Source organism: Janthinobacterium sp. HH102 (assembly GCF_001758625.2).
Classification (GTDB): domain Bacteria; phylum Pseudomonadota; class Gammaproteobacteria; order Burkholderiales; family Burkholderiaceae_D; genus Janthinobacterium.
Window position 1 is genome coordinate 1,102,519 of sequence record NZ_CP062062.1, and the last position, 24,833, is coordinate 1,127,351.

Below are 24,833 nucleotides of genomic sequence, written 5' to 3' on the forward strand. Positions count from 1 at the left end.
GATGACCAAGCGTCACGCCGCCGCACCTTTGCCCATGCGCGACGGCGTGGCGGCCAGCTACCTGTGGCTGCCGGAAGGGCAGTGGCCGGACATGCTGTCCTTTCTGGTCGAGCGCTATCCGCAGATCAGCGCCGCGCAATGGCGGGACCGCATGGCGCGCGGTGAAGTGGTCGATGGCGACGGCGCCGTGCTGGCGCCCGGCAGCGCATACAGGCGCGGCATGCGCATTTTTTACTACCGCGAGCTGGAGCGGGAAACGCCGATTCCCTTCCAGGAAGAGATCCTGTTCCAGGACGAGCATCTGATCGTGGTCGACAAGCCGCATTTCCTGCCCATGACGCCGGGCGGGCGCTTCGTGCAGGAGACCCTGCTGACGCGCCTGAAGAAACGGCTCGATAGCGCCGACCTCACGCCGATCCACCGCCTCGACCGCGAGACGGCCGGCGTGGTGATTTTTTCGCGCCAGATCGCCAGCCGGGGCGCGTATCAAACGCTGTTCCAGCGCCGCGAGGTGCGCAAGACGTACGAGGCGCTGGCGCCCGTGCTGGCGGGACGCGATTTCCCATTCACCTACCACAGCCGCATGGTCGAGGGCGCGCAGTTTTTCCTCATGCGCGAGGAAGCGGGCGAGCCGAATTCGGAAACCGTCATCGATGTGATCGAAGAGCGCGGCGGCGTGAATCTGTACCGGCTGCAGCCGCATACGGGCCGCAAGCACCAGCTGCGCGTGCATCTGGCCTCGCTGGGCATCCCCATCGTCAACGATGCGTTTTACCCGGTGGCCCTGCCGTGCAGGGAAGACGACATGTCGCAGCCCTTGCAGCTGCTGGCGCGCGCCATCGATTTCACGGACCCGCTGTCGGGCGAGCCGCGCCATTTCGAAAGCCGGCGCGTGCTTGCGTGACATGCTTAATCCGCCACCATCACTGACGTGCCAACAATGCTGTCGGATTACGGTCCTGCGGTCCTAATCCGACCTACGGCAGATTCAGCGTAGGGCGGCTTGGCGCGCAGCGCGTAAGCCGACACCACCACGGACGTATCAGATCAGCCCTTGACCGTGTAATCGATGATCAACGGTGCGTGATCGGAAAACCGCTCGTCCTTGTAGACGCTGACCGTATGCGCCTGGGCTGCGATGCCGGGCGTGGCGACGTGGTAATCGATGCGCCAGCCCACGTTCTTCGCGTAGGCTTGTCCGCGGTTGCTCCACCACGTGTACTGGTCTTCGCGCTTGTCCAGGCCGCGGTGCACGTCGACAAAGCCCACTTCGTCGAAGACGCGCGTCAGCCACGCGCGCTCTTCCGGCAGGAAGCCGGAATTCTTTTTGTTGCCCTTCCAGTTCTTCAGGTCGATTTCGTGGTGGGCGATGTTCCAGTCGCCGCAGATGACCACTTCGCGGCCCAGCGCCTTCAATTCCAGCAGGTGCGGCAGGAACAGTTCCATGAAGCGGAACTTGGCTTCCTGGCGTTCCGGCCCGGACGAGCCGGAGGGGCAGTACACGGAAATGACGGACAGGTTGCCGAAATCGCAGCGCACGTAGCGGCCTTCGGCATCGAATTCGGGGCTGCCGAAACCGATATGCACGGCGTCCGGTTCCACCTTGCTGTATACGCCCGTGCCGGAGTACCCCTTTTTCTCGGCATAGTGGAAATGGCCATGGTAGCCATGCGGGTTGAGGAATTCCGGCGTCATGTCGGGCAGCTGCGCCTTCAATTCCTGTACGCAGATGAAATCGGCCGTCTGCGTGCCCATCCAGTTGAAAAAGCCTTTTTTGGCGGCGGAACGGATGCCGTTCAGGTTGGCGGAGATAATTTTTGGCATAGAGTGAGAATGAAAAGGGCGCTGGACGGGGCCGGCGGGCGCGGCATGGCGATTGTCTCGCCGCTGCGCGCGGATTAAAATACAGGCACTTTTAAAAAATGAGGCTAATGTGAATAATTTACGCCAGCAGTTTATCGCGTTTTCAGTATCCAAGGGAGTCTTGCGGTTTGGCGAGTTCACCACCAAGGCCGGGCGATCATCGCCGTACTTCTTCAATGCGGGCCTGTTCCATGACGGCGCCACCCTGGCCGAGCTGGCGCAGTTCTACGCGCAGACCCTGCTCGACTCGGGCGTGGAATTCGACATGCTGTTCGGCCCCGCCTACAAGGGCATCACCCTGGCGTCGGCCACCGCCGTGGCGCTGGCCGGCAAGGGCCGCAACACCTCGTTCGCCTTCAACCGCAAGGAAGCCAAGGACCACGGCGAAGGCGGCACCATCGTCGGCGCCAAGCTGCATGGCAAAGTTGTCATCATTGACGATGTGATCTCGGCCGGCACCTCGGTGCGCGAATCGGTGGACATGATACGCGCCGCCGGCGCCGAACCATGCGCCGTGCTGATCGCCCTGGACCGCATGGAGCGTTCCGGCCCGGACGGCCAGCTGTCGCCAAGTTCGGCGGTGCAGGAAGTGTCGAAACAGTATGGCATCCCCGTCATCTCGATCGGCAACCTGGACGACTTGTTCGGCTACCTGAACGGCGCGGGCGCCGATCCGGAACTGCTCCAATACAAGGATGCCGTTTCCGCGTACCGCACGCGCTACGGTATTTAAGTCGTCTTTTCCAGCAGCGCCCGCAGCCGCGGGTCGCTGCAGGCGGCGCCAGCTTGCGGATGGCATTGCAGCAGCCGCTGCAGCAGCGCGCCGCCGATGCCGCGCCGGCGGAACGGCGGTTTCACGAACAGCATGTTCACCGTCACTTCATCGGCGTCTCTGCTGATATCGAGCATGGCCACCTGCTGGCCGTCGATCCACGCGCACAGCGCGCTGTCCCCTTGCCAGTCTATCCGCATCACGCCAGCCATGGTTTGACCGCCGCATGCAGGCCCAGGGCGAACAGGCCGATAAAAAAGCAGCGCTTGAATACCTGCTGCGCGATGCGCCCGCGCAGCCATTGACCGGCCAGCATGCCGGCCAGCGCCGGCAGCAGCGCATACGCGGATGCGCCGGCCGCGCCGAGGCTGAAGTCGCCGTGCAGGGCCAGGCTGGCCGCCAGCGCCACGGTCGATGCCGTAAAGGCCAGGCCCAGCGCCTGCACCAGCGCATCGCGCGCCAGCCCCAGTCCCTGCAGATACGGCACGGCGGGGATCACGAACACGCCCGTGGCGGCCGTCACCAGTCCCGTCGCCGCGCCGGCCAATGGCCCCAGCCACGCTTCGTGCCGCGCCGGCACGCGCAGCTGCAGCGAAAACAGGCCCGCCAACGCATACAGCATCAGCGCCACGCCCAGCGCGACGACGGCCCAGGCGCCGCTGTCGGCCGGCAGCAGGGCGCCGCCCGCCACGGTAGCGGCCATGACGGCCGCCAGCATGGGCCACAGGCGCCTCAGCAGGCCGCGCAGGCCGGGGCCGGCCGCCAGTTGCCAGATATTCGTCACCATCGACGGCACGATCAAGAGGGCCGCCGCCTGCACGGGCGGCATGACGAGGCTGAGCGTGCCCATGGCCACCGTCGGCAAGCCCAATCCGACTACGCCCTTGACGAAGCCAGCGACGAGGAAGCTGGCGCCGACGGCCAGCAGAAATGACGTCTCCATTTTTTCTGTTCCACAGTGAATTGCGTGGATTCTGCGCGTGCTGGGCGGTTTCGCCAAGGTGGATTATTTTGAGTCAGCCTCAGTAAAATACGAAGGCTGGTAAGATGGTGAAAAGGGGAGCCGTCATGCGCTTTGATCTGGTCGATTTGCAGCTGTTCGTCAACGTGGTGGAAGCGGGCAGCCTGACGGCCGGCGCCGCGCGCAGCCATCTCGCATTGGCCTCCAGCAGCGCGCGCGTGCGCGGCATGGAAGAGATGCTGGGCATGCCCTTGCTGCTGCGCGGACGGCGCGGCGTGGAGCCGACGCCCGTGGGCCAGACCTTGCTGCATCACGCGCGCCTCGTCTTGCTGCAAATGGAGAAAATGCGTGGCGAGCTTGGCGAGTTTGCGCGCGGCTTGAAAGGGCAGTTGCGCCTGCTGTGCAATACGGCCGCGCTCAGCGAATTTTTGCCCGAGGCGCTAGGCGCTTTTCTCGACCGCCATCCGAACCTGACCATCGACCTGGAAGAGCGCCTCAGTTACGATATCGTCAAGGCCGTCTCGGAAGGGCTGGCCGACATGGGCATCGTGTCCGACTCGGTCGACATGCGCGGCTTGCAGACGTTTTTGTTTCGCCCCGACCGGCTGGTGGTGATCGCCGCGGCCGACGGCGTGCATCACCGCGCCCTGGGCCAGGATGGCGTCGTCGCGTTCTCCACGCTGCTGGATCACGATTTCATCGGCCTGGCCGACGACAGTGCGATGCAGCAGTACCTGGGCATGCATGCGGCGCGCCTGGGCCGCCCCTTGAAGGTGCGCGTGCGCCTGCGCAGCTTCGATGCCGTGTGCCGCATGGTGGCCAGCGGCGTGGGCATCAGCGTGGTGCCGCTGGCGGCGGCCAGCCGCTGCCAGCAAACGATGGCGCTGCGCTGCCTGGAATTATCCGATCCCTGGTCGGTACGCAATCTGACGATCTGCGTGCGCCAGTTCAGTGAATTACCCCTGTATGCGCGCCAGTTGATCGATCATCTGAAGGCGTGACAGGGCATGACAGGAGCAGCGATGCGTTTTTCAGAAGACAAGATGGCCAGCCTGCTGTGCAGCGACCGGGTCGAGCGGCCCATCCACATCTGGCAGCCGGAGCATCCCCGCGCCGTGATCCTGGCCATCCACGGCGGCATGGCGCATGCGGGCGACTACGTCACGCCGGCGCTATACTTCCGCCAGCACGGCATCGCCACCGTCAGTTTCGACATGGTGGGCCACGACGGCAAGCGCAAGGTGGACATCCCCTCGTTCGACGCCTTCCTTGACGACGAAGAGCTGTTCCTCGCCTGGGTCAAGCAGGCGTATCCGGGCGTGCCGATCTTCGTCATGGGCCACTCCATGGGCGGCCTGATCGCCACCCACCTGGGGCTGCGCCGCTTTGCGGGCGATCCGGCCATCAAGGGCTTCATTATTTCATCGCCGTATTACGTGAATGCGATTCCCGTGCCGAAGGTGCTGCAGATGCTGTCGGGCTGGCTGGCGCGGCGCTTCCCCACGATGAAGGTGCCGCTGGGTAACCTGACCATGCTGCTCACGCATGACCAAACCATCACCGCGCGCCATTTCCAGGACGAGCGCGACGGCATACGCGCCAGTGCGGCGTCGGTGCGTTTCGCCCATGCGCTGACGTCGGCGCAAAAGGAACTGGCGGGTGGCTTGTCGGACTGGCGCTTCCCCCTGTTCGCCGCAGTGGCGGGCGACGACAAGCTGGCCGACAGCCGCGCCACGGAAAGCCTGCTGCGCAGCGTGCCCGATGGCTTGCTCGACTATCATTTTTATCCGGCCAATTATCACGAGAATTTCAATGAAGTGAACCGCGAAGCGATCTTTGCCGCCATCCTGGCCTGGATGGAAAAACTGCTGGCACCCGTGCAGGCTTGACGGCCGGGTATCGTTATAATCGGTTTGACTGCATTTACCGCCGGCGCATGCCGGCCCGGTCCCCGCGGCACAGGGGAATACTCAAGGAACGAACGATGCGCTTGCTGATTGCCCTGTTACTCCCATGGCTGACCTTTTTCACGATCGGCCGTCCGATCGCCGGCATCATTTGCCTGATCCTGCAAATCACCTTGATCGGCTGGCTGCCGGCCACGATCTGGGCCGTGTATGCGCTGAGCCAGTACAAGACGGACCAGAAGATCGCCGACGCCATGCGCCGGCGCTAACCTTCTAAGACTGGCCTAAGCTGCGCTTCCTATCTTGATTCAACCGACATGAGGAGAGTGAGATGGCATTAAACAGACGCGGTACCCTGGGCCTGGCGGCGGCGATGCTGGCCGCCGGGCTGTTGCTGGGAAGTGCGGCGCAGGCGCAAACCGACGGCGCACTGCCGCCCGTGCAGAAGAACGGGGCGGTGGAGTACCTGAGTGGCGGCATCGGCCTCGATGAGTCGACGGCCATCAAGAGCGCCAGCCGGCATTGGCCTTTGAGCCTGGTGTTTTCCGTGCAGGCAGCGGGCAAGGCGGAATTTGCTTCCGACGTGAAGCTGGAAATACGCGATGCCAAGGGCGCTTCGGTGCTCGATACGACGGCCAGCGGACCGTTCCTGCTGGCGAAACTGCCGCCAGGCAGCTACAGCCTGCGCGCCACCCTGGCCGGCAAGACGCTGGAGCGCAAGGTGCAGATCAAGGCGGGCAGTTCCGCGCGCGTGGAGCTGGTCTGGCCGGCGGGAACGAACCAGGGCCGGCCTTGATGTCTGGCGACGGCAAGGCGCCCGAACGGGACTTGCCGGCGCGGGGTTTGTCGGCGCATATCCTGCCCACGTCGGCGACGATGGTCGGCGTGTGCATGACGGTGCTGTCGATCGGGCATCTGGCGCCGCGCGGCGACATGCGCGTGGTCATCGACAAGCTGCTCGCCGTCGATGCCATCGTCTTTCTCGTCAGCGCAGTGCTCTCGTTCATGTCGCTGCGCCCCGGCCAGTCGCGCTTGCGCTACGAATCGTGGGGCGAGCTGCTGTTCATCTGCGGCCTGGCGCTGCTGGCGCTGGGCGCCGTGGTGCTGGCCTTCGTCATCAACTGACCTCGATCAGCTGACATCGAATCAGCTGACCGCGAGTACGCGCTCTTCGGCAGCGGTTTGCAAGGCCAGTTCGATCAGGCGTATCGTCGCTGCCGCATCCTCGGCCGCCACCGGCGCCGGTGCGCCGTGGCGGATGGCGTCGGCCATGCCCTGGTAAAAGTCCTGGTAGCGGCCCGCCTGCATTTCGAGGTGTTCGCAATGGCCGTCCGGCTGCGTGCCCAGGTGCAGCGCGCCGCGCACGGGGTCCACGCCCCAGCCGGGCTGGCCCGGCCTGCCGCCCGCCTTCAGCGCATCTTCCTGCGGATCGAGGCCGAATTTCACGAAACTGCCCTTGTCGCCATGCACGGCGAAGCGCGCCGTCGGCGCCTTCACCAGGCAGCCCGCTTGCAGCACCACGCGCAGCCGGTCGTAATACAAAACGATGTGCATGTAGTCGACGGCTTGCGCGCCATCGCGCTGCAGGACGATATCGGCGTACAGTTTTTCCGGCTTGCCGAACAGCTGCGTGGCCTGGTCCAGCATGTGCGGACCCAGGTCGTACAGCAAGCCGCCGCCCGGCGCGCCGGATTCGCGCCAGCGCTGGCGGATCTCGGGGCGGAAACGGTCGAAGTGCGATTCGACGCTGGCGATGCGCCCCAGCGTGCCTTGCGCCAGCAGCGCTTTCAAGGTCAGGAAGTCGCCATCCCAGCGCCGGTTGTGATACACGCTGAGCACCAGCTGGCGCTCTTTCGCCAGCGCGATCAGGCTCTGCGCCTCGGTGCTGGAAATGGTGAAGGGCTTGTCGACCACCACGTGTTTGCCCGCTTGCAGGGCCGCTTGCGCCAGGCTGAAGTGCGCCTCGTTGGGGGCGGCGATGACGACCAGCTCGATGGACGGATCGGCAAACAGCTGCGCGGGTTCCGCATACACGGTCGCGTGCGGCCAATCCTTGTGCACGAGCTCGGGCTTGCTGGAGGCGACGGCCGCCAGTTCCAGGGCATCGATGGCGGACAGGACGGGAGCGTGGAAGGTGGAGCCGGCAAAGCCGTAGCCGACCAGGCCGGTTTTGATCTTGTTCATGGCGGATTCACAGGTGCGTGGAAGAATCCATGATCATACCCGCAAGCGGGCGGCGGCACCGCTGCAGCAATGCTGCCACGATGCCGCCGCTCCTGCCTTAGTGCAGGCTCCAGACGTATTGCACCTTGACGCTGGCGCTGACCGGCTTGCCGCCAGCGAGGGCCGGCTTGAACGTGCACTTGGCAATGCCAGTGCGCGCCGCCTCGTCGAGGGCAGGATGGCCGCTGCTCTTGACCACGCTTGACCCTTGGACCTTGCCGGTGGCGTCGACATCAAAGGACAGGTTGACCGTGCCCGTTTCCTTCGCCTGCAGCGATGCGGGCGGGTAGACCGGTTTGCCGCACACGCCAAAGTCGATGACGGGGCGGCGCTCCAGCACGGGTGCGCTGTCGGCGGCGACGGCCTGGCCGTAGATGCCGAGGCAGGCGCCGGCCAATGCCAGCAGCGGCACGGCCGCCTTCCAGTTCAGGGCTTGTGGTGCGGGGCGCAGCAATCGTTTGATACGTGACATAAGATCTCCTCCGTTGGCCGCCTGGGCCAGGTGGTGGGTTGAGAACTGGAGACGTTCCAGTTCCGAGAGTGCAAGAGCCAGACGCCGCGGTTCGCCCAGTTGTCTTGCTGCGAAATCATCTGCAATATGTTCGCGTTCGAGGCGCACGCCGCGTGAAATCCACCAGACGGCAGGGTGGAAGAACAGCAGCGCCTCGATGGCGTTTTGCAGCAGGTTGACCAGATAATCGTGGCGCCGGATGTGCGCCAGTTCATGCGCCAGCAGCGCATCGAGCAGGTGGGGCGGCATGCCGGTGAGCAGTGCCGCGGGCACCAGCACCATGGGGCGCCAGATGCCGGCCGTGAGCGGACTGGCGATGTTGTCGAGCACGCGCAGCCGCACGGGCCGCGCCACGCCGGCATCGTGCGCCATGCGCGACAGCCTTGTCTGCAGTTGTCCATGCGTGGTGCCCGTGTTCCTGGCGCTGCGCTCTATCCACAGCATGCCCAGCGCCATGCGCACGGCCAGCACGGCGGCGCACAGAGCCCACACGCCGACGACGGCGCGCAGCAGCAGGTCCAGGTCGGGCAGGCTGTCGGGCGCCAGCAGCGCGGCGGGCAGCAAGGCGCTGGAGTACAGCGCGCCCGTGGCATCGGCCCCGGCCAGGCGCAGATACAAGCCCGCCGCCGGCCACGCCAGGCAGGCCAGCAGGGCGCCGCAACCGACGGCGTAGCGCGCCTCGGGACGCGCATTGCGCAGGGCCGCCCACGCCAGCGCCGTGGCGCAGCCGATCAGCAGCCCTTGCCACAGGAAGTGCAGCAGGGTCCAGCCCAGCGCCGGCACGAAGCCGCTCATGACTGATCGTCCTTGAGCATTTTTTCGATTTCCTCGCGTTCGGCGCGCGACACGCCCGTGCGCAGCGCCGCCAGCACCAGCGCCTTGGCCGAACCGGCAAAGGCCTTCTGCATCAATTCCTTCAGCAGATTCGTCTGCAGGCTGTCCTGCGCCTGCGCTGGCGCATACACGTGCGAGCGCTGGCTTTCGTCGCGGATCAGCAAGCCCTTGCCGTGCATGATCTGCATCAGGCGCAGCACGGTGCCATAGGTGATGGCCGGCTTGGCCAGCGCCATCGCCTCGTGCACCTGCTTGGCCGTGGCCGCACCCAGCGGCCACAGCGCCTGCAGCAGATCGAGCTCGGCTGCCGTCGGTTTCGGGATGTCGTGCGTCTTGGTCATGCGGTCTTCCTCTTGCCTGAAATTCAATATGGCTAGATTAAACCTTGTAGACAAAAATGTATACTTTAATTTTCAGTGGCGTATAAACGCCTGTCAGACGTGACATAAAACGTAGACAAGCTTGTTTATAAGGAGATCCGACAGGCAAAAAAAAAGACGCCGCAGCGTCTTTTTTTTGGGGCGAGTGAAAATTATCCCGCCAGCTTGGCCTTCAGCAGTTCCGTCAGCTGGGCCGGGTTGGCCTTGCCCTTGGACGCTTTCATGGCCTGGCCGATCAGCGCATTGATCGCCGCTTCCTTGCCGGCGCGGTACTGCTCCACCGATTTGGCATTGGCCGCCAGTACTTCATCGACGATGGCTTCCAGGGCTCCCGAATCCGAGATCTGCTTCAAGCCCTTGGCGTCGATGATGGCGTCGACCAGATGCTCGTCGTTTGACTTCGCTTCCCACATGCCGGCGAAGACTTCCTTTGCCGCCTTGTTCGAGATCGTGCCGTCGGCGATGCGCTTGAGCATGGCGGCCAGCTGGGCGGCGGAGACGGGCGCGTCGTCCAGGTCCACGCCTTCGCGGTTCAGGGTCGACGAGACGTCGCCCATCAGCCAGTTGGCGGCGGCCTTGGCGTTTTCCTTGCCGGCCTTCTCGACCACGGCGACGAAGTAGGTGGCCATGGCTTTCGATTGCGTCAGCACCAGCGCATCGTAGTCCGGCAGTGCGTATTCGCTGATGAAGCGGGCGCGCATGGCGGCCGGCAGTTCCGGCATCGAGGCCTTGACCGTGTCGATCCACGCTTGCGAGATGACCAGCGGCGGCAGGTCAGGGTCCGGGAAGTAGCGGTAATCCTGGGCGTCTTCCTTGCTGCGCATTTCGCGTGTTTCCTTGCGGTCCGGATCGTACAAACGCGTCGCTTGCACGACCTTGCCGCCGTCTTCGATCAGTTCGATCTGGCGGCGCACTTCGACGTGCACGGCTTCCTCGATGAAGCGGAAGGAGTTCAGGTTCTTGATCTCGCAGCGGGTGCCGAATTCCTTCTGGCCGACGGGACGCACGGAAACGTTGACGTCGCAGCGGAACGAGCCTTCCTGCATGTTGCCGTCGCAAACGCCCAGCCACATGACCAGCGAGTGCAGGGCCTTGGCGTAGGCCACGGCTTCGGCGGCGCTGCGGATTTCCGGTTCCGAGACGATTTCCAGCAGCGGCGTGCCGGCGCGGTTCAAGTCGATGCCGCTCATGCCCGCGTAGTCTTCATGCAAGGACTTCCCGGCGTCTTCTTCCAGGTGGGCGCGCGTCAGGTTCACCGTCTTGGTGACGAATTCGCCGTCCTTTTCGTAGCCGAAGGTCAGGGCGCCGCCGATGACGACAGGGTCTTCGAACTGGCTGATCTGGTAGCCCTTGGGCGAATCGGGATAAAAATAGTTTTTGCGGGCGAAGACCGAGTGCGGCGCGACGGTCGCGCCCACGGCCAGGCCGAAGCGGATCGCGCGGTCGACGGCCTGCTTGTTCATCACCGGCAGCACGCCGGGCAGCGCCAGATCGACGGGGCTGGCCTGCGTGTTGGCTTCGGCGCCGTACTTGATCGGCGAACCGCTGAAAATTTTGGATTCGGTCGTGAGCTGCACGTGGTTCTCAAGACCGATGACGACTTCCCATTGCATAGTGTTCTCGCTTATTTTTTGGTGGCGCCGCCTGGGCGGCGCGAATTTTTTCTTAATTTTCTTAAATGCCGTCAGGGCTGCGCGTATGCCAGTCCGTCACTTGCTGGAACTGGTGGGCCACGTTCAGCAGTTTGGCTTCGCCAAAATAATTGCCGATGATTTGCAGGCCGACGGGGCGCTTGCCGTTTTTCTCGCCTGCGCCGAAGCCGCAGGGTATCGACATGCCGGGCAGGCCGGCCAGGCTGGTCGACAGGGTGTAGATGTCGGCCAGGTAGTTCGCCACCGGGTCGTCCGTCTTGTCGCCCAGGTCCCAGGCGACGGTCGGCGCGACGGGGCCCATGATGACGTCGCAGACGGCGTCCGGGCCATTCAGCACGGCGTCGAAATCCTGCGCGATCAGGCGGCGGATCTTTTGCGCCTTCAGATAGTAGGCGTCGTAGTAGCCATGGCACAGCACGTAGGTGCCGACCATGATGCGGCGCTGCACTTCCGGGCCAAAGCCCTGGGCGCGCGACTTCTTGTACATGTCCTGCAAGTCCTTGTACTCGGCCGCGCGGTGGCCGTAGCGCACGCCGTCGTAGCGCGACAGGTTCGACGATGCTTCGGCCGGGGCGATCATGTAATAGGCGGGAATCGACAGGGCCGTGTTGGGCAGCGAGATGTCGACCAGGGTGGCGCCCAGCTTTTCATACTGCGCCAGCGCGCCGCGCACGGCCGCTTCCACGTCCTTGGCCAGGCCCTCGCCGAAGTACTCGCGCGGCACGCCGATGCGCAAGCCCGTCAACGGCTGGCCCAGTTCACGTGAAAAATCTTCCGCCACGCCGCCCTGTTCCGGGGACAGACTGGTCGAGTCGCGTTCGTCGAAGCCGGCCATGGCGGTGAGCAGCAGGGCGCAGTCTTCGGCCGAGCGGGCCATCGGGCCGCCCTGGTCCAGCGACGAGGCAAAGGCGATCATGCCGAAGCGCGAGACGCGGCCATAGGTCGGCTTGATGCCGGTGATGCCGCAGAAGGCGGCCGGCTGGCGGATCGAGCCGCCCGTATCGGTGCCGGTAGCCGCTGGCGTGAGGCCGGCCGCGACGGCGGCGGCCGAGCCGCCGGACGAGCCGCCCGGCACGGCTGTTTTATCCCACGGGTTCTGCACGGCGCCGAAGGCCGAGTTCTCGTTGCCGGAACCCATGGCGAATTCATCGCAGTTGACCTTGCCCAAAGTGACCATGCCGGCCGCCTGGAATTTTTCCACCACGGTGGCGTCAAACGGGCTGGCGTAGTTGGCCAGCATTTTCGAGCCGGCCGTCGTGCGCCAGCCTTTCGTGACGAACAAGTCCTTGTGCGCGATCGGCACGCCCGTCAATGGCGTGGCCGTGCCGGCGGCGATGCGCGCGTCGGCGTCGGCAGCTTGCGCCAGGGTCAGCGCACGGTCGACGTGCAGGAAGGCGTTCGAGTTGTCCGCTTCGATGCGGTCGAGGAAATGCGTCGCCAGTGCAACGGCGGAAATTTCCTTGTTCTGCAAAAGCGTGGACAGCTGTTTGATGGATTTTGTATGCATGGCGTTTCTATTGTGATATTCGGCAAGAAGGCGGGAACGGCGCAACGGCGTGTTTATTCGATAACCTTGGGCACCAGGTACAGGCCATCCTGTACCTTCGGCGCCACGGCCTGGTAGGCGTCGCGGCGATTCTGTTCCGTGGCGACGTCCTCGCGCAGGCGCAGGGCGATATTGTCCATGTGGGCGGCCAGCGGGTGGCTCAGGGGCGCCACACCATCGGTATTGACGGCTTGCATTTGTTCCGCCAGTGCGAAAATCTTGTTCAATTGGGCCAAAGACGTGACGGCCTGGTCGTCGGCCATTTCAAGTTGGGCCAGGTGGGCGATGCGTTTTACGTCGGAGAGTGTCAGGGACATGGCGAATGGCGCGGAGTGCCGCGCATTAGTATTAAGTTGGCGTTTTGATAAAACGCGGGTATTTACTGCTATTTTGCTCACAAAAATCGAGGAATGCCGCGTAACTCGCGGCTGCAAGAGTCGCACTTTTCCATGGTTTTTGAGCAAATCGCATTCAAATTATAAGGTAGAATGGCGGGTTAATGCGTTGCCGGCGCTGATGGACCGCTGCCGCAGCATAGAAAAGATTGCGCAAGCGCCAAGCGAAACCCGAAAAAATCGCCTCCACGGATTTTCAGGGTGCCTGAAAGCGCCCGCTTTGAAACTCCCCATAAACAGCTTTTGCGCAGCTCGATGCGCTACAGGACACTCATGTTTGGTTTTTTACGCAGGTATATCTCCACCGATCTGGCCATTGACTTGGGCACGGCCAACACCCTTATTTATGTACGCGGCCTCGGTATCGTCCTGGACGAGCCATCCGTCGTCGCCATCCGCCAGGAAGGCGGTCCGAATGGCAAAAAGACCATTCAGGCAGTCGGCAAGGAAGCCAAGCAGATGCTGGGCAAAGTGCCGGGCAATATCGAAGCGATTCGTCCGATGAAAGATGGCGTGATCGCCGACTTCACCGTGACCGAACAAATGCTCAAGCAATTCATCCGCATGGTGCATGACTCGAAATTCTTCCGTCCATCGCCGCGCATCATCATTTGCGTGCCGTGCGGTTCGACCCAGGTCGAACGCCGCGCGATCCGCGAATCGGCTCTGGGCGCCGGCGCCTCGCAGGTGTACCTGATCGAGGAACCGATGGCAGCGGCCATCGGCGCGGGCTTGCCCGTGTCGGAAGCGACCGGCTCGATGGTGGTCGACATCGGCGGTGGCACGACGGAAGTGGGCATCATCTCGCTCGGCGGCATGGTCTACAAGGGTTCCGTGCGCGTGGGCGGCGACAAGTTCGATGAAGCCATCGTCAACTACATCCGCCGCAACTACGGCATGCTGATCGGCGAACAGACGGCCGAAGCCATCAAGAAGGCCATCGGTTCGGCTTTCCCTGGTTCGGAAGTGAAGGAAATGGAAGTCAAGGGCCGCAACCTGTCCGAAGGCATTCCGCGTTCGTTCACCATTTCCAGCAACGAGATCCTCGAAGCGCTGACCGACCCGCTGAACAACATCGTCTCGGCCGTGAAAAACGCGCTGGAACAGACGCCGCCGGAACTGGGTGCCGACATCGCCGAAAAAGGCATGATGCTGACGGGCGGCGGCGCGCTGCTGCGCGACCTGGACCGCCTGCTGATGGAGGAAACCGGCCTGCCGGTGCTGGTGGCCGAGGACCCGCTCACCTGCGTGGTGCGCGGTTCCGGGATGGCACTGGAACGTATGGACAAGCTCGGCTCGATCTTCTCCTACGAATAATCTGACAGAAGGGCCGGAAACCATTCCGGCCTTTTTTTGGTTTTGGCACCGGCGTCTGACCGGGGCCTGCACGTTGGCGCACTGCGCCTGGCCTGATTATTGGAAGTCATGGAATACAGTCCTCCGCCACTTTTCAAACAAGGCGCCTCCGCCCGCGTCAAGATGATGGTGTTCGCCGGCATTTCTATCGCCCTGCTGCTGGTCGATTCGCGCATGCACGCGCTGACGGCCGTGCGTCAGGCGGTCGGCACCGTGCTGTATCCGGTGCAGATGGCGGCCCTGGTGCCGCGCGACGTGGCGCTTGGCGTCGGCAATTACTTTTCTTCGCTGTCGGCCCTGGAAAAACAGGTGCGCGACCTGAAGCACGAACAGATCGCCTCGGCGCAGATCCTGCAGCAGGCGCAGCTTAATATCGTTGAAAACAACCACCTGCGCAAGCTGATGGAAGCGCGCGAGCGCGTGCCCGTCAAGACCATGATGGCCGAAGTGCTGTACGACACGCGCGATTCGGCCTCGCGCAAGATCGTGCTCGATCGCGGCATTCAGAACGGCGTGGAACTGGGCCGCCCCGTGATCGACAACCTGGGCGTGGTGGGGCAGGTCACGCGCGTGTTCCCGTTCACCTCCGAAGTAACGCTCTTGACCGATGAAGAGCAGGCCATTCCCGTGCAGCTGCTGCGCAACGGCGTGCGCAGCGTGGCCATCGGCCGCGGCAAGTCGGGCACCATGGAGCTGCGCTTCACGGCCCCCAGCGCCGACATCCAGATCGGCGACATCGTCATCACCTCGGGCCTCGACGGCCTGTACCCGGCCGGCCTGGCCGTGGCGCGCGTGACCCTGGTCGAGCGCAATGCGCATGGCCCGTTCGGCCGCGTCGTGTGCCAGCCGCTGGCCGGCATCGAACGCAACACCCAGCTGCTCATCCTGATGACGTCGCCCGATATTCCGCCGCGCCCGCCCGCCGAAGATGTCAAGACGGGCCGCAAGATCGCCGGCAAGATGGCGCCGATCAAGGACCCGGCCAAGGAGCCTGCCGCCGCCGCGACAGCCCCCGCCGCGAAGCCGCCCGCCAGCGCCGCGCCGAAACCGGCGGCGCCGGCAGGACCTGCCGCAACGCCTGTAACAACGCCAGCACCTGCCGCCGTGCCACCGAAGGAAGCGACACGATGAACCGCCCGCATTACATCCTGCTGCCGGTCAGCCCCCTGTTCATCGGTTTTTCCCTGCTGTGCGCTTTTTTGCTGAATCTGCTGCCATGGGGCCAGTTCGTCGGCGTGCCCGATTTCGTCGCGCTGGTGCTGGTCTTCTGGGGCATCCACCAGCCGCGCAAGGTCGGCATCGGCGTCGCGTTCTTCATGGGCCTGATGATGGACGTGCACGATTCGACCCTGTTGGGCGAGAATGCCTTGGCGTATACCTTGCTGTCGTATTTCGCCATCATGATGCACAGGCGCGTGCTGTGGTTCCCCATCCTGACGCAGGCGCTGCACGTGCTGCCGCTGCTGCTGCTGACGCAGGCGCTGCAATTGCTGACGCGGCTGATTGTCTCGGGCCGTTTCCCCGGCTGGCTCAATTTCATCGAGAGCTTCGTCGCCGTCGCCCTCTGGCCTTTCGTGACGTGGATCCTGCTGGCGCCGCAGCGCCGCGCCGTGGACCGCGACCATAACCGGCCGATCTGACGGGCGCCTGCCATGACCGAACTGAAAAATACCGAGCGCGAACTGCATTTTTTCCGCATGCGCCTGACCATCCTGGGCGCGCTCGTCTTCGTCTGCTTTTCGCTGCTGCTGGCGCGCTTCATCTGGCTGCAGGTGATCAAGCACGAAGACTACGCGACCAAGGCTGAAGACAACCGCATCGCCGTGGTGCCCATCGTGCCCACGCGCGGCCTGATCCTCGACCGCAACGGCGTGGTCTTGGCGCGCAATTACTCGGCCTACACGCTGGAAATCACGCCGTCGAAATTGAGCGCCAGCCTCGATTCGGTGATCGACGAGCTGTCGACCCTGGTGCAGATCGATATCAAGGACCGCCGTCGCTTCAAGAAGCTGCTGGAAGAATCGAAGAACTTCGTCAGCGTGCCGCTGCGCACGCGCCTGACGGACGAGGAAGTGGCGCGCTTCACGGCGCAGCGTTTCCGCTTCCCCGGCGTGGAAGTGCAGGCGCGCCTGTTCCGCCAGTACCCGATGGGCGAAATCGCCTCGCACGTGGTGGGCTTCATCGGCCGCATCAACCGCAATGAAGCCAAGGCGCTGGAAGAGGGCGAGGACGCGGCCAACTACAACGGCACCGACCATATCGGCAAGGAAGGCCTGGAAAAAAGCTACGAAAAGCAGCTGCATGGCACCACCGGCTACGAAGAAGTGGAAGTGTCGGCCGGCGGGCGCGCCATGCGCACCCTGTCGCGCACGGCGGCCACCCCCGGCAACAACCTGATTCTGTCGATCGACATCGAACTGCAGAAGGTGGTCGAGGAAGCGTTCGGCGAATGGCGCGGCGCTGCCGTGGCCATCGACCCGGCCACGGGCGACATCCTGGCCTACGTCTCCAAGCCAGGCTACGACCCGAACCTGTTCGTCGACGGCATCGACCAGCAAAGCTGGAACGAACTCAATACCTCGCTGGACCGGCCGATGGTCAACCGGCCCCTGTCGGGCACCTACGCGCCCGGTTCGACCTTCAAGCCCTTCATGGCGCTGGCCGCGCTGGAACTGGGCAAGCGCACGCCGAGCCAGTCGATTTCCGATCCCGGCTTCTTCATCCTCGGCGGCCATACCTTCCGCGACGACAAGGTGGGCGGCCATGGCACGGTGGACATGCACAAGTCCATCGTCGTCTCGTGCAACACCTATTACTATCAGCTGGGCCGTGACATGGGCATCGACGCCATCCACGACTTCATGAAGCCGTTCGGTTTCGGCCAGCTGACCGGCATCGACCTGAATAATGAAAAGACGGGCGTGCTGCCGTCGACGGAATGGAAGCGCAACCGCTTCAAGACGCCGCAGCAGAAAAAATGGGTGGGCGGCGACACGATTTCGGTGAGTAACGGCTCCGGCTACAACTCCTACACGCCGCTGCAGATCGCCCACGCGACGGCCAACCTGGCCAATAACGGCGTGGTGATGAAGCCGCATCTGGTGAAGATCATCGAAGACGCGAGCACGCGTGCGCGCACCCTGACGGTACCGAAGGAAAGCTACCGCATCGCGCTCAAGCAGGAAAACATCGACATCATCAAGCGCGCCATGGTGGGCGTGACCAGCGAGCAGGGCGGCACGGCCGCGCGCATCTTCACCGGCGTGCAGTACACGGTGGGCGGCAAGACGGGCACGGCGCAGGTGGTCGGCATCAAGAAAAACGAAAAGTACAATGCCAAGCTGCTGGCCGAGCGCCTGCGCGACAACGCCCTGTTTACGGCCTTCGCGCCGGCCGACAAGCCGCGCATCGCGATAGCCATCGTGGTGGAAAACGCGGGCTTCGGCGCCGGCGTGGCCGCGCCGATCGCGCGCAAGGCGCTCGACTACTACCTGCTGGGCAAGCGTCCGAGCGACAAGGAAAAGGACACCACCAAGGTGCCCAAGGAAGATGTCGACGAAGTGCGCACCCTGGAAGAAATCACCGACGAGCAGGCCGCCCCGGCGCCGCCTGCCAGGCAATAAGGAAGCACATGCCCATTAACGAGAGGCGCTCGCTGTGGCGGCGCGCCAAACCCTACCTGGCGGTGTTCGATCCGCCGCTGATGATCATCATCCTGATGCTGCTGTGCACCAGCCTGCTGACCCTGTATTCGGCCAGCATCGGCATCCCCGGCAAGATCGAGGACCATCTGCGCAACATCATGCTGTGCTTTTTCGTCATGTGGGTGGCGGCCAACGTCACGCCGCAGATGATGATGCGCATCGCCGTGCCGGCGTACACGGTATCGGTGATCTTGCTGGTGGCCGTGGCGCTGTTCGGCACCATCAAGCTCGGTGCGCGGCGCTGGCTGCATATCGGCGTGATCGACATCCAGCCGTCCGAATTCCTGAAGATCGCCACGCCGCTGATGCTGGCCTGGTTCTTCCAGCATAATGCGGGCGCCCTGCGCTGGAAATCGTTCCTGATGGCGGCCGTGCTGCTGCTGGTGCCCGTCTACCTGATCGCGCGCCAGCCCGACCTGGGCACGGCGCTGCTGGTGGTGGCGGCCGGCTTTACCGTCATTTTCCTGGCCGGCCTGTCGTGGAAGGTGCTGGCCGGCTTGCTGATCACCTTTGTTTCCTGCCTGCCGATCGCCTGGTCGCACCTGCATGATTACCAGCGCGACCGCGTGATGATGCTGATCGACCCGACCAAGGACCCGCTGGGCAAGGGCTTCCATATCATCCAGTCCATCATCGCCATCGGGTCCGGCGGCATGACGGGCAAGGGCTGGACGCACGGCACGCAGGCTCACCTGGAATTCGTTCCGGAGCGCACCACCGACTTCATCTTCGCCGTGTATTCGGAGGAGTTCGGCCTGGTCGGTAATCTGATTCTGATGCTGATGTATTTACTGCTGGTGGGACGGGGCATGATGATCGCCGCCAACGCCCCCAGTTTTTTCACTCGCCTGCTGGCAGGAGCGATAACTATGATTTTCTTTACGTATGCGTTTGTCAACATGGGCATGGTCAGCGGCATCGTGCCGGTGGTCGGCGTTCCCCTTCCATTCCTCAGCTATGGCGGCACCGCGCTGCTGACCCTGGGCGTGGCCACCGGCATCCTGATGAGCATTCAGCGCCACCGCAAGCTGGTGCAGACCTGATGCGGGCGCCTATCGATACCTTCGCCATGCGCGGGCTGAGCCTTGCCGCCTTGCTGACCCTGGCCGCCTGCGGCACCGCGCCGCACAAGCCCGCGTCGAACAACGTGCCGCTGCCGTCGGGCGGCAAGGTCAAGGTGCCCGTGCGCCAGGATCCCACCTTGCCGGTCTTGCCGGCGGCCGGCTCCGGGCGCGGCGGCTACTACAAGGATGACGGTCCGGGCGACAATCCGCCCGCCAACCTGCGCGACGTGCCCGATGCGGAAGTGCGCAACGAGCCGTATTCGACGCGCTCGAACCGCCCGTATGTCGTCTTCGGCAAGACGTACACGCCGATCACCGACAACGAGCCATTCAAGCAGAAGGGCACGGGCACCTGGTATGGCAAGAAATTCCATGGCCAGCGCACCTCGTCGGGCGAAATCTACGATATGTACAAGATGACGGCGGCCCATCCGACCTTGCCGATTCCATCGTATGCGCGCGTGACGAGCATCGACAGCGGCGAGCAGGTGATCGTGCGCATCAACGACCGCGGCCCGTTCCACGCCACGCGCGTGATCGACGTGTCCTACACGGCGGCGCTGAAACTGGGCTTTCTCGGCAAGGGCAGCCACCAGGTGGTCGTCGAACGCCTGCTGCCGGCCGATATCGATGCCATCCTGGCGGCCCGCGCGGCGCCCAAGCCGGTGCCGTCGGTGGTGGCCATCTCCATCGATACGCCGGCCGACAGCGAACCGGAAATGCGCGCCGTGGTGCAGCCTGAAATCACCGCGCTGTCAGCGGTCGATGCCACCGTGGCCGCGCCCGCGCCAGCGGCGCTGGCCACCGGCTTCTACCTGCAGCTGGGCGCCTATTCGCGTGCGGACAATGCGGAAGCGGGCCGCGCGCAACTGGCGCCGTATGCGCAAACGCTGGGCAATCTTGATGTGGTGCCGGCCGGCCCGTTGTTCCGCCTGTACGGCGGACCGTTCACGAGCCGCACCGATGCGGCGCGCGCGGCGGCCAGCCTGCCGGCGTCGGCGGGTGTCAAACCGATCGTCATTGAGAGATGAGCGTAGGTCGGATTAGCGTGCAAGCGCGTAATCCGACACCATGGTTGGCGTCGCTGGCGTTGTCGGATTACGCGCAAGCGCTAATCCGACCTACCTGGCTGAAGCACAGTGAGCATCGCAGGTTGTCTATGCCGGACGCGCAGTAGGTTTGGTCCGGCGCTTATTTACAGGAGCGCAGTTCCTGCTCGTCGAACTGTTTCGTGATCTCGGCCAGCCGCGCGCGCGTGGCGGCGTCGAGGTCGCGGAACTGGTAGGCGAATTGCTTGCTGGCGCTGTAGCGCGGCGCGACGCGGGCGCTGTGCACGCCCTGTTTGTTGAGCGATGCCAGCTGGCTTTGCGCGCTCGTTTCCGACTTGAATACGCCCAGTGAAATGCCCCAGCGCAGTGGGCTGTTTTCGTTCATGATGAAGTAATTCGTCACGCCCAGCTGCTTCAATTCGCCGGCCTTGCGGTCGGCGCCTTCCTTGCTGCCCTGCGGCGGGATGTACACCATGTAGCTGGAAATGTCCTGGCCGGCGACGTTGCGGCGCGACTGGCGGTCGCCCAGGCTCAGCGCGGCCACTTGCGCTTCGAAGCGGCGGCCATCGGCCAGCGGGAAATTGCCCACCTCCGTGCACGCATACGATGGCGGCGGCGCCGGCGTTTCTGCGGCGACCGGCGCAGGCGCTGTGGCCACGGCCGGTGCGGTCGCCTGCTCCTGCGTCAGCAAGGTGAGCTTGCCCGCCTGCAGCTGGTTTTTCAGGCGCGCCGGCTCGCGCGTCTCGCTGCGAAAACTGCCCAGATAACCCTGGCCGATGGCCAGCACCAGCAGGTTGACGCCGGCCAGCAGCCAGAAGACGAATTTCAGCATACGTGGTTTCCTTGTGTTCCTGCGGCCCCGGCGCGCGCGGCCGCCTGCAGGCCGATCATAACGATATTGTCGACCAGGTGCAGCGGCACCGCCAGCGCCAGGGCCGGTGCGATGCGCAGTGCGGCGCCGCCCGACAACAGGCAGGCGCTGGCGCCGTGCATGCGCACGGCCCGTTCGATGGCGCCCGCCTGCGCCGCCAGGCAGCCGGAGAGGATGGCGTCGTCCGTGTTGTCGGCAAAGCCGGCGGGCAGCATGGCATCGCTGCCGATGTGTGGCAGCTGCGCCGTATTGCGCGCCAGCGAACTGGCCATCAGTCCCAGTCCCGGCAAGATCATCCCGCCGAGGAAAACGCCGTCGGCCGTGATGGCGTCGATGGTGGTGGCGGTGCCGCAATTGGCGACGATGACGGCCTGGCCAGGCGCCAGCGCCTGCGCGCCGATGGCGGCGGCAAAGCGGTCGCAGCCCAGTTGCGACGGTGCGCGGTAGCCGTTCGTCAGTCCGGCCAGCTGCGGCAGCGAGACAAAGTCACGTGGCACGACCGGCAGCATGGCGCGCAGGCGCGTGCCGATGACGGCGCCGGCCACGTTCGACAGCAGCGCTTCGCTGATGGCAAGAGTCGCCCAGTGCGCGGCCAGGGTGTCGATCTGCGCATGCGCGACGGCGCCGCTGGCCAGCCAGCCGCCGGGGGCGCTGTCGGCGGCCACGAGCGCCCATTTGATGCGCGTATTGCCGGCGTCGATCAGCAGCAGCATGCGCTTACTCCCCGGCCAGGCGCAAGGACACGTCGCCCGACATGACTTCCTGCAGGCCGCCGTCGGTGCGCAGCAGCAAACGGCCCAGCTGATCGACGCCGGCCGCCACGCCTTGCTGCAGCAGCTGGCCGTTGTCGAGGATTTTCACGTGCTGGCCCTGCCACGCGTGCAGCAGGTTCCAGCGTTCCGCAAACGGCGCAAAGCCGGTGTCGTCGAATTCGGCCAGCACGCCGGCCAGGCGGCTGAGCAGCGCCGCCACCAGGGTGTTGCGCTCCATCTGCGCCAGCCAGGGCACGGCCGATACGCTGCGCCCGATCTGCCGTTCCAGCGCATCGGGCATCAAGAGATTGATGCCGCAGCCGATGACGGCCCACACGCCGCCGCTATCGTCGCCCTGTGCCTGCTGCGTCTCGACGAGGATGCCGGCCAGTTTGTGGCCATCCTTGAGCAGGTCGTTCGGCCACTTCAGTTGCACCGGCACGCCCAGCGCCGTCATGCTTTCGGCCAGCGCCACGCCGACGGCCAGCGGCAGGCCGACCAGCTGGTGCAGCGGCCCCTTGAAGCGCCAGGCCAGCGAGAACATCAGGCTGGCGTCCGCCTGCGACACCCACGGCCGTCCGGCGCGCCCGCGTCCGGCCGTCTGCTGGCCGGCGATGCGCAGGGTCGGGCCGGCCAGGCTGGCGCAGCGCGCCAGCAGGTCGGCGTTGGTCGATCCCGTTTCATCGACCACTTCGATGGCAACGTGCGAGGCGCCGGTGGCGCAATGGGCGGCGATGGCCGCGCTGTTCAAGTCTGAGTGCTTCGTCATGTTGGTCAGTTCAGTTGCGCGCCTTGTGCGGCGCATTCGCGAAGGCCCGGTCGTAGACGGCATTGGGCAGCGCGCGCAGCAGCTTGGCGACGACGCCCATCTGCCACGGGATCACGCGGTAGCTGTCGCCGTCGGCGATGGCGCGCGCGGCGCGCACGGCGAATTTTTCGGCCGGCATCAGGAAGGGCATGCGGTAGGCGTTGTGGCGCGTCATCGGCGTGTCGATGTAGCCGGGCGTGATGGTGACGACCTTGATGCCCGCCGGTTTCAATTCCAGGCGCAGCGATTCGCAGTAGCTGATGACGGCCGCCTTCGAGGCGCTGTAGGCTTCGGCGCCGGGCAGGCCGCGGATGCCGGCCACGCTGCCGATGCCCACCAGGCGTCCGCTGCCCTGGTTTTTCATGGCGGCGATGAAGGGCGCGAAGGTGGCGACGGTGGCCGTGACGTTGATGGCGATGAGGCGCGCGAAGGCGTCGAGGTCTTCCGCGTGTTCGCTCAGGGTGCCGTAGGACACGCCGGCGCTGGCGATGACGACGTCGATGCCGCCGGCGTGGGCGATGAAGTCCTGTGCTGCGCCTTTCAGGGCGGCGTGGTCGCACACGTCGACGGCGTAGGCGCGGTGGCGTTCAGGGTGGGGCAGGGAAGCGATCAGTTGCTGCAGCGCGTCGCCGCGGCGGGCCAGCAAGCCCAGTTGGGCGCCATGGCGCGCGTACTGCAGCGCCAGGGCGGCACCCAGTCCGCTCGACGCGCCCGTGATGAAAACGCGATGCATCAGGCGATGCCCGGGCGCGCCAGGGAAGTGGCCATGCTTATTTCTTTTCCGCTTTGGCTTTCGCGACCAGCACGTCCATCACGGTGAGCGCCTGGGCGTTCAGCTGCTCTTCGTTCTTGGCCGACTTGCTGCCCTGATCGGCTTGCGAAGGCGAGGTGATGTAGCGGCCGTCGATGGCGATCATGGGCCAGAACGTCACGTTATAGCCCTGCATCATGGCGTCCGCGCGGCGCACGCGGGCCGAGACGCCCATCGAACGGTAGGTGTCGATGAATTTCTGGCGGTCCACGCCCTGCTTGGCGACGAAGTCGAAGACGGCGTCGTCGGTGTTAAGGCGGTTGCGTTCCACGTGCATGGCGTGGAAGACGCCGGTGTGCAGCTTGTCGACCAGGCCCATGGCTTGCAGGGTGAAGAACAGGCGCTGCTGCGGCGCCACGCTCTCGTCGCGCGACACGTGCACGCGCTTGAAGACGATGTTGTCGCCCTGTTTCTTGACCCACGCCGCCAGTTGCGGCTCGAGCACGTTGCAATGCGGGCAGTAATAGGCGAAGAATTCCGTCACTTCGATTTTCTTGCCCGATTCCGTCGCCTGCTGCGCGGGCAGGGTTTCGTACTCGACGCCGTTCTTCGGCTCGGCAGGCGAGGCGGACGCGCCCAGGGCGATGGTGCAGAGGGCGGCGGCGAACAGGATTTTCTTCAGAAAACGCATGCTGGTTCCTTATTTTTGGTTGCGGACGACGGCGACATCGATGCCGTTTTCAGACAGTTTGGTGCGCGCGCGGTTCATCGCTTCGAGCTGGTTGAACGGCCCGATGCGCACCCGGTGCAGCACGCCGGCGTCGGTGCTGCGGTCGCTGATGGCCGCTTCGAAACCGAGCAGCGCCAGTTTGCCGCGCGTGCTTTCGGCGTCCGACATGTCATGGAAGGCGCCGGCCTGCAGATAATAAATCCATTTGTCGCTGGCTGCATCGGCCTTGGCTTCCTTCACGTCTGCCTTGGCTTGCGGTGCTGGCGCCGCTGGTGCGGCCGCCGGCGTTTTCGGCGCCGGCTTGTCCTTCAAGGTACCGATCAATTCCTGCAGCGCGTCCGGCGGCGGCGCCTTCGGCTGCTGCGCGGGTGCGGGCGCCGGCGCCGGTGCGGCAGGCTGCGTTGGCGTGACGATCTCGCGTGGCTCCTTGGAGAAGTCGCGCGCCGCTTCCTTGGCCGCTTCCTTGTTGCCGTACATCGGCTTGTTCGGGTCGGCGATCTGGCCGGCCGTCGGTTCGGCCGACTTGCCGGCCTTGCCCGATTTGTCGGTGAAGGGCGAGGCGCCCTTGGTGATCACCAGGGCGACCACCACGGCGATGCCCAGGCCGATGACCAGGCCGATGATGATGCCGACCAGGGTATTGCCCTGCTGGCGCCGGGTCGAAGAGAAGCGGGAAGCATGATTCATTGACGGTTTGACCTTCG

General features: G+C 64.6%; 28 protein-coding genes. 13 read left to right on the forward strand and 15 right to left on the reverse strand.

Translation table 11 applies throughout. The features are described 5' to 3' along the window. Position 1 precedes the first annotated feature (1 nt). Positions 2-904, forward strand: a complete 903-nt coding sequence (locus JAB4_RS04990) for an RluA family pseudouridine synthase (protein WP_070222816.1) — start codon at positions 2-4, stop codon at positions 902-904. Positions 905-1,047: 143 nt separating this feature from the next. Here JAB4_RS04990 and JAB4_RS04995 read toward each other — a convergent pair whose 3' ends face one another. Next, positions 1,048-1,824: an exodeoxyribonuclease III gene (locus JAB4_RS04995; RefSeq protein WP_070222814.1), complete on the reverse strand. Its 777-nt coding sequence runs from the start codon at positions 1,822-1,824 to the stop codon at positions 1,048-1,050. Between the two features lie 109 nt (positions 1,825-1,933). On the opposite strand from JAB4_RS04995, the gene pyrE reads away from it, so the two are divergent. After that, a complete protein-coding gene (pyrE, locus tag JAB4_RS05000) occupies positions 1,934-2,596 on the forward strand; it encodes an orotate phosphoribosyltransferase (RefSeq protein WP_070222812.1) in 663 nt (220 codons plus the stop codon). Here pyrE and JAB4_RS05005 read toward each other — a convergent pair. Then, entirely contained in the window at positions 2,593-2,847 is a 255-nt protein-coding gene (locus tag JAB4_RS05005) for a GNAT family N-acetyltransferase (protein ID WP_070222810.1), read from the reverse strand. The two genes, pyrE and JAB4_RS05005, sit on opposite strands and share 4 nt — an antisense overlap. Continuing rightward, positions 2,835-3,578: a sulfite exporter TauE/SafE family protein gene (locus JAB4_RS05010; RefSeq protein ID WP_070222808.1), complete on the reverse strand. Its 744-nt coding sequence runs from the start codon at positions 3,576-3,578 to the stop codon at positions 2,835-2,837. Before JAB4_RS05010 ends, JAB4_RS05005 begins: the two co-directional genes overlap by 13 nt. Positions 3,579-3,703: 125 nt before the next feature. Between JAB4_RS05010 and JAB4_RS05015 the strand changes: the two genes are divergently transcribed. From JAB4_RS05015 to JAB4_RS05035, 5 genes are all read left to right on the forward strand, one after another. Further along, the gene (locus JAB4_RS05015; protein WP_070222806.1) at positions 3,704-4,597 is read left to right on the forward strand and encodes a LysR substrate-binding domain-containing protein; all 894 of its coding nucleotides are present in this window, start codon (positions 3,704-3,706) and stop codon (positions 4,595-4,597) included. A 21-nt stretch (positions 4,598-4,618) separates the two neighbouring features. Continuing rightward, entirely contained in the window at positions 4,619-5,485 is an 867-nt protein-coding gene (locus JAB4_RS05020; RefSeq protein ID WP_070222804.1) for an alpha/beta fold hydrolase, read from the forward strand. A 95-nt stretch (positions 5,486-5,580) separates the two neighbouring features. Continuing rightward, positions 5,581-5,772, forward strand: a complete 192-nt coding sequence (locus JAB4_RS05025) for a YqaE/Pmp3 family membrane protein (RefSeq protein ID WP_070222801.1) — start codon at positions 5,581-5,583, stop codon at positions 5,770-5,772. Between the two features lie 62 nt (positions 5,773-5,834). After that, a complete protein-coding gene (locus JAB4_RS05030) occupies positions 5,835-6,299 on the forward strand; it encodes a carboxypeptidase-like regulatory domain-containing protein (RefSeq protein ID WP_070222799.1) in 465 nt (154 codons plus the stop codon). Beyond that, positions 6,299-6,628, forward strand: a complete 330-nt coding sequence (locus tag JAB4_RS05035; protein ID WP_070222878.1) for a hypothetical protein — start codon at positions 6,299-6,301, stop codon at positions 6,626-6,628. The genes JAB4_RS05030 and JAB4_RS05035 overlap by 1 nt, the downstream gene beginning before the upstream one ends. 21 nt (positions 6,629-6,649) lie before the next feature. On the opposite strand, the gene JAB4_RS05040 is transcribed toward JAB4_RS05035, so the two are convergent. The 6 genes from JAB4_RS05040 to gatC form a co-directional block, all read right to left on the reverse strand. Beyond that, positions 6,650-7,687, reverse strand: a complete 1,038-nt coding sequence (locus JAB4_RS05040; RefSeq protein WP_070222797.1) for an oxidoreductase — start codon at positions 7,685-7,687, stop codon at positions 6,650-6,652. 97 nt (positions 7,688-7,784) lie between these two features. Then, positions 7,785-9,032 (reverse strand): M56 family metallopeptidase, encoded by a 1,248-nt coding sequence (locus JAB4_RS05045; RefSeq protein ID WP_070222795.1) that lies wholly within the window; start codon positions 9,030-9,032, stop codon positions 7,785-7,787. Next, positions 9,029-9,412: a BlaI/MecI/CopY family transcriptional regulator gene (locus tag JAB4_RS05050; protein ID WP_070222793.1), complete on the reverse strand. Its 384-nt coding sequence runs from the start codon at positions 9,410-9,412 to the stop codon at positions 9,029-9,031. The genes JAB4_RS05045 and JAB4_RS05050 overlap by 4 nt, the downstream gene beginning before the upstream one ends. A gap of 191 nt (positions 9,413-9,603) precedes the next feature. After that, positions 9,604-11,079, reverse strand: a complete 1,476-nt coding sequence (gatB, locus tag JAB4_RS05055; protein ID WP_265334730.1) for an Asp-tRNA(Asn)/Glu-tRNA(Gln) amidotransferase subunit GatB — start codon at positions 11,077-11,079, stop codon at positions 9,604-9,606. A gap of 46 nt (positions 11,080-11,125) precedes the next feature. Then, a complete protein-coding gene (gene gatA, locus JAB4_RS05060) occupies positions 11,126-12,610 on the reverse strand; it encodes an Asp-tRNA(Asn)/Glu-tRNA(Gln) amidotransferase subunit GatA (protein WP_070222789.1) in 1,485 nt (494 codons plus the stop codon). A 53-nt stretch (positions 12,611-12,663) separates the two neighbouring features. Then, positions 12,664-12,966 (reverse strand): Asp-tRNA(Asn)/Glu-tRNA(Gln) amidotransferase subunit GatC, encoded by a 303-nt coding sequence (gene gatC, locus JAB4_RS05065; protein ID WP_070222787.1) that lies wholly within the window; start codon positions 12,964-12,966, stop codon positions 12,664-12,666. A gap of 351 nt (positions 12,967-13,317) precedes the next feature. On the opposite strand from gatC, the gene JAB4_RS05070 reads away from it, so the two are divergent. The 6 genes from JAB4_RS05070 to JAB4_RS05095 all read left to right on the forward strand — a co-directional run bounded on the left by JAB4_RS05070 (position 13,318) and on the right by JAB4_RS05095 (position 20,199). Beyond that, positions 13,318-14,361 carry a rod shape-determining protein gene (locus JAB4_RS05070; protein WP_010393186.1) on the forward strand — a complete coding sequence of 348 codons (1,044 nt, stop codon included), beginning with the start codon at positions 13,318-13,320 and terminating at the stop codon, positions 14,359-14,361. Positions 14,362-14,469: 108 nt separating this feature from the next. Then, positions 14,470-15,531 (forward strand): rod shape-determining protein MreC, encoded by a 1,062-nt coding sequence (gene mreC / locus JAB4_RS05075; RefSeq protein WP_070222785.1) that lies wholly within the window; start codon positions 14,470-14,472, stop codon positions 15,529-15,531. Continuing rightward, positions 15,528-16,040, forward strand: coding sequence for a rod shape-determining protein MreD (mreD, locus tag JAB4_RS05080; protein WP_035824494.1), 513 nt, complete (start codon positions 15,528-15,530; stop codon positions 16,038-16,040). The genes mreC and mreD overlap by 4 nt, the downstream gene beginning before the upstream one ends. Positions 16,041-16,052: 12 nt before the next feature. Next, positions 16,053-18,023 carry a penicillin-binding protein 2 gene (gene mrdA / locus JAB4_RS05085; RefSeq protein ID WP_070222783.1) on the forward strand — a complete coding sequence of 657 codons (1,971 nt, stop codon included), beginning with the start codon at positions 16,053-16,055 and terminating at the stop codon, positions 18,021-18,023. An 8-nt stretch (positions 18,024-18,031) separates the two neighbouring features. Next, a complete protein-coding gene (gene rodA / locus JAB4_RS05090) occupies positions 18,032-19,147 on the forward strand; it encodes a rod shape-determining protein RodA (protein ID WP_070222781.1) in 1,116 nt (371 codons plus the stop codon). Further along, complete coding sequence (locus tag JAB4_RS05095; RefSeq protein WP_070222779.1) at positions 19,147-20,199, forward strand: septal ring lytic transglycosylase RlpA family protein; 1,053 nt, start codon at positions 19,147-19,149, stop codon at positions 20,197-20,199. Before rodA ends, JAB4_RS05095 begins: the two co-directional genes overlap by 1 nt. A gap of 160 nt (positions 20,200-20,359) precedes the next feature. Here JAB4_RS05095 and JAB4_RS05100 read toward each other — a convergent pair whose 3' ends face one another. The 6 genes from JAB4_RS05100 to JAB4_RS05125 are packed head-to-tail and all read right to left on the reverse strand — an operon-like array spanning position 20,360 to position 24,816. Continuing rightward, the gene (locus JAB4_RS05100) at positions 20,360-21,049 is read right to left on the reverse strand and encodes an SPOR domain-containing protein (protein ID WP_070222777.1); all 690 of its coding nucleotides are present in this window, start codon (positions 21,047-21,049) and stop codon (positions 20,360-20,362) included. After that, positions 21,043-21,801, reverse strand: a complete 759-nt coding sequence (locus JAB4_RS05105) for a type III pantothenate kinase (RefSeq protein ID WP_070222774.1) — start codon at positions 21,799-21,801, stop codon at positions 21,043-21,045. The genes JAB4_RS05100 and JAB4_RS05105 overlap by 7 nt, the downstream gene beginning before the upstream one ends. A 4-nt stretch (positions 21,802-21,805) precedes the next feature. Further along, complete coding sequence (locus JAB4_RS05110) at positions 21,806-22,609, reverse strand: biotin--[acetyl-CoA-carboxylase] ligase (RefSeq protein ID WP_070222772.1); 804 nt, start codon at positions 22,607-22,609, stop codon at positions 21,806-21,808. A 10-nt stretch (positions 22,610-22,619) separates the two neighbouring features. Further along, positions 22,620-23,381, reverse strand: coding sequence for an SDR family oxidoreductase (locus JAB4_RS05115; protein WP_070222770.1), 762 nt, complete (start codon positions 23,379-23,381; stop codon positions 22,620-22,622). 37 nt (positions 23,382-23,418) lie between these two features. Then, positions 23,419-24,090: a thiol:disulfide interchange protein DsbA/DsbL gene (locus JAB4_RS05120; RefSeq protein WP_070222768.1), complete on the reverse strand. Its 672-nt coding sequence runs from the start codon at positions 24,088-24,090 to the stop codon at positions 23,419-23,421. A gap of 9 nt (positions 24,091-24,099) precedes the next feature. Beyond that, positions 24,100-24,816: an SPOR domain-containing protein gene (locus JAB4_RS05125; RefSeq protein WP_070222766.1), complete on the reverse strand. Its 717-nt coding sequence runs from the start codon at positions 24,814-24,816 to the stop codon at positions 24,100-24,102. Positions 24,817-24,833: the final 17 nt, after the last annotated feature.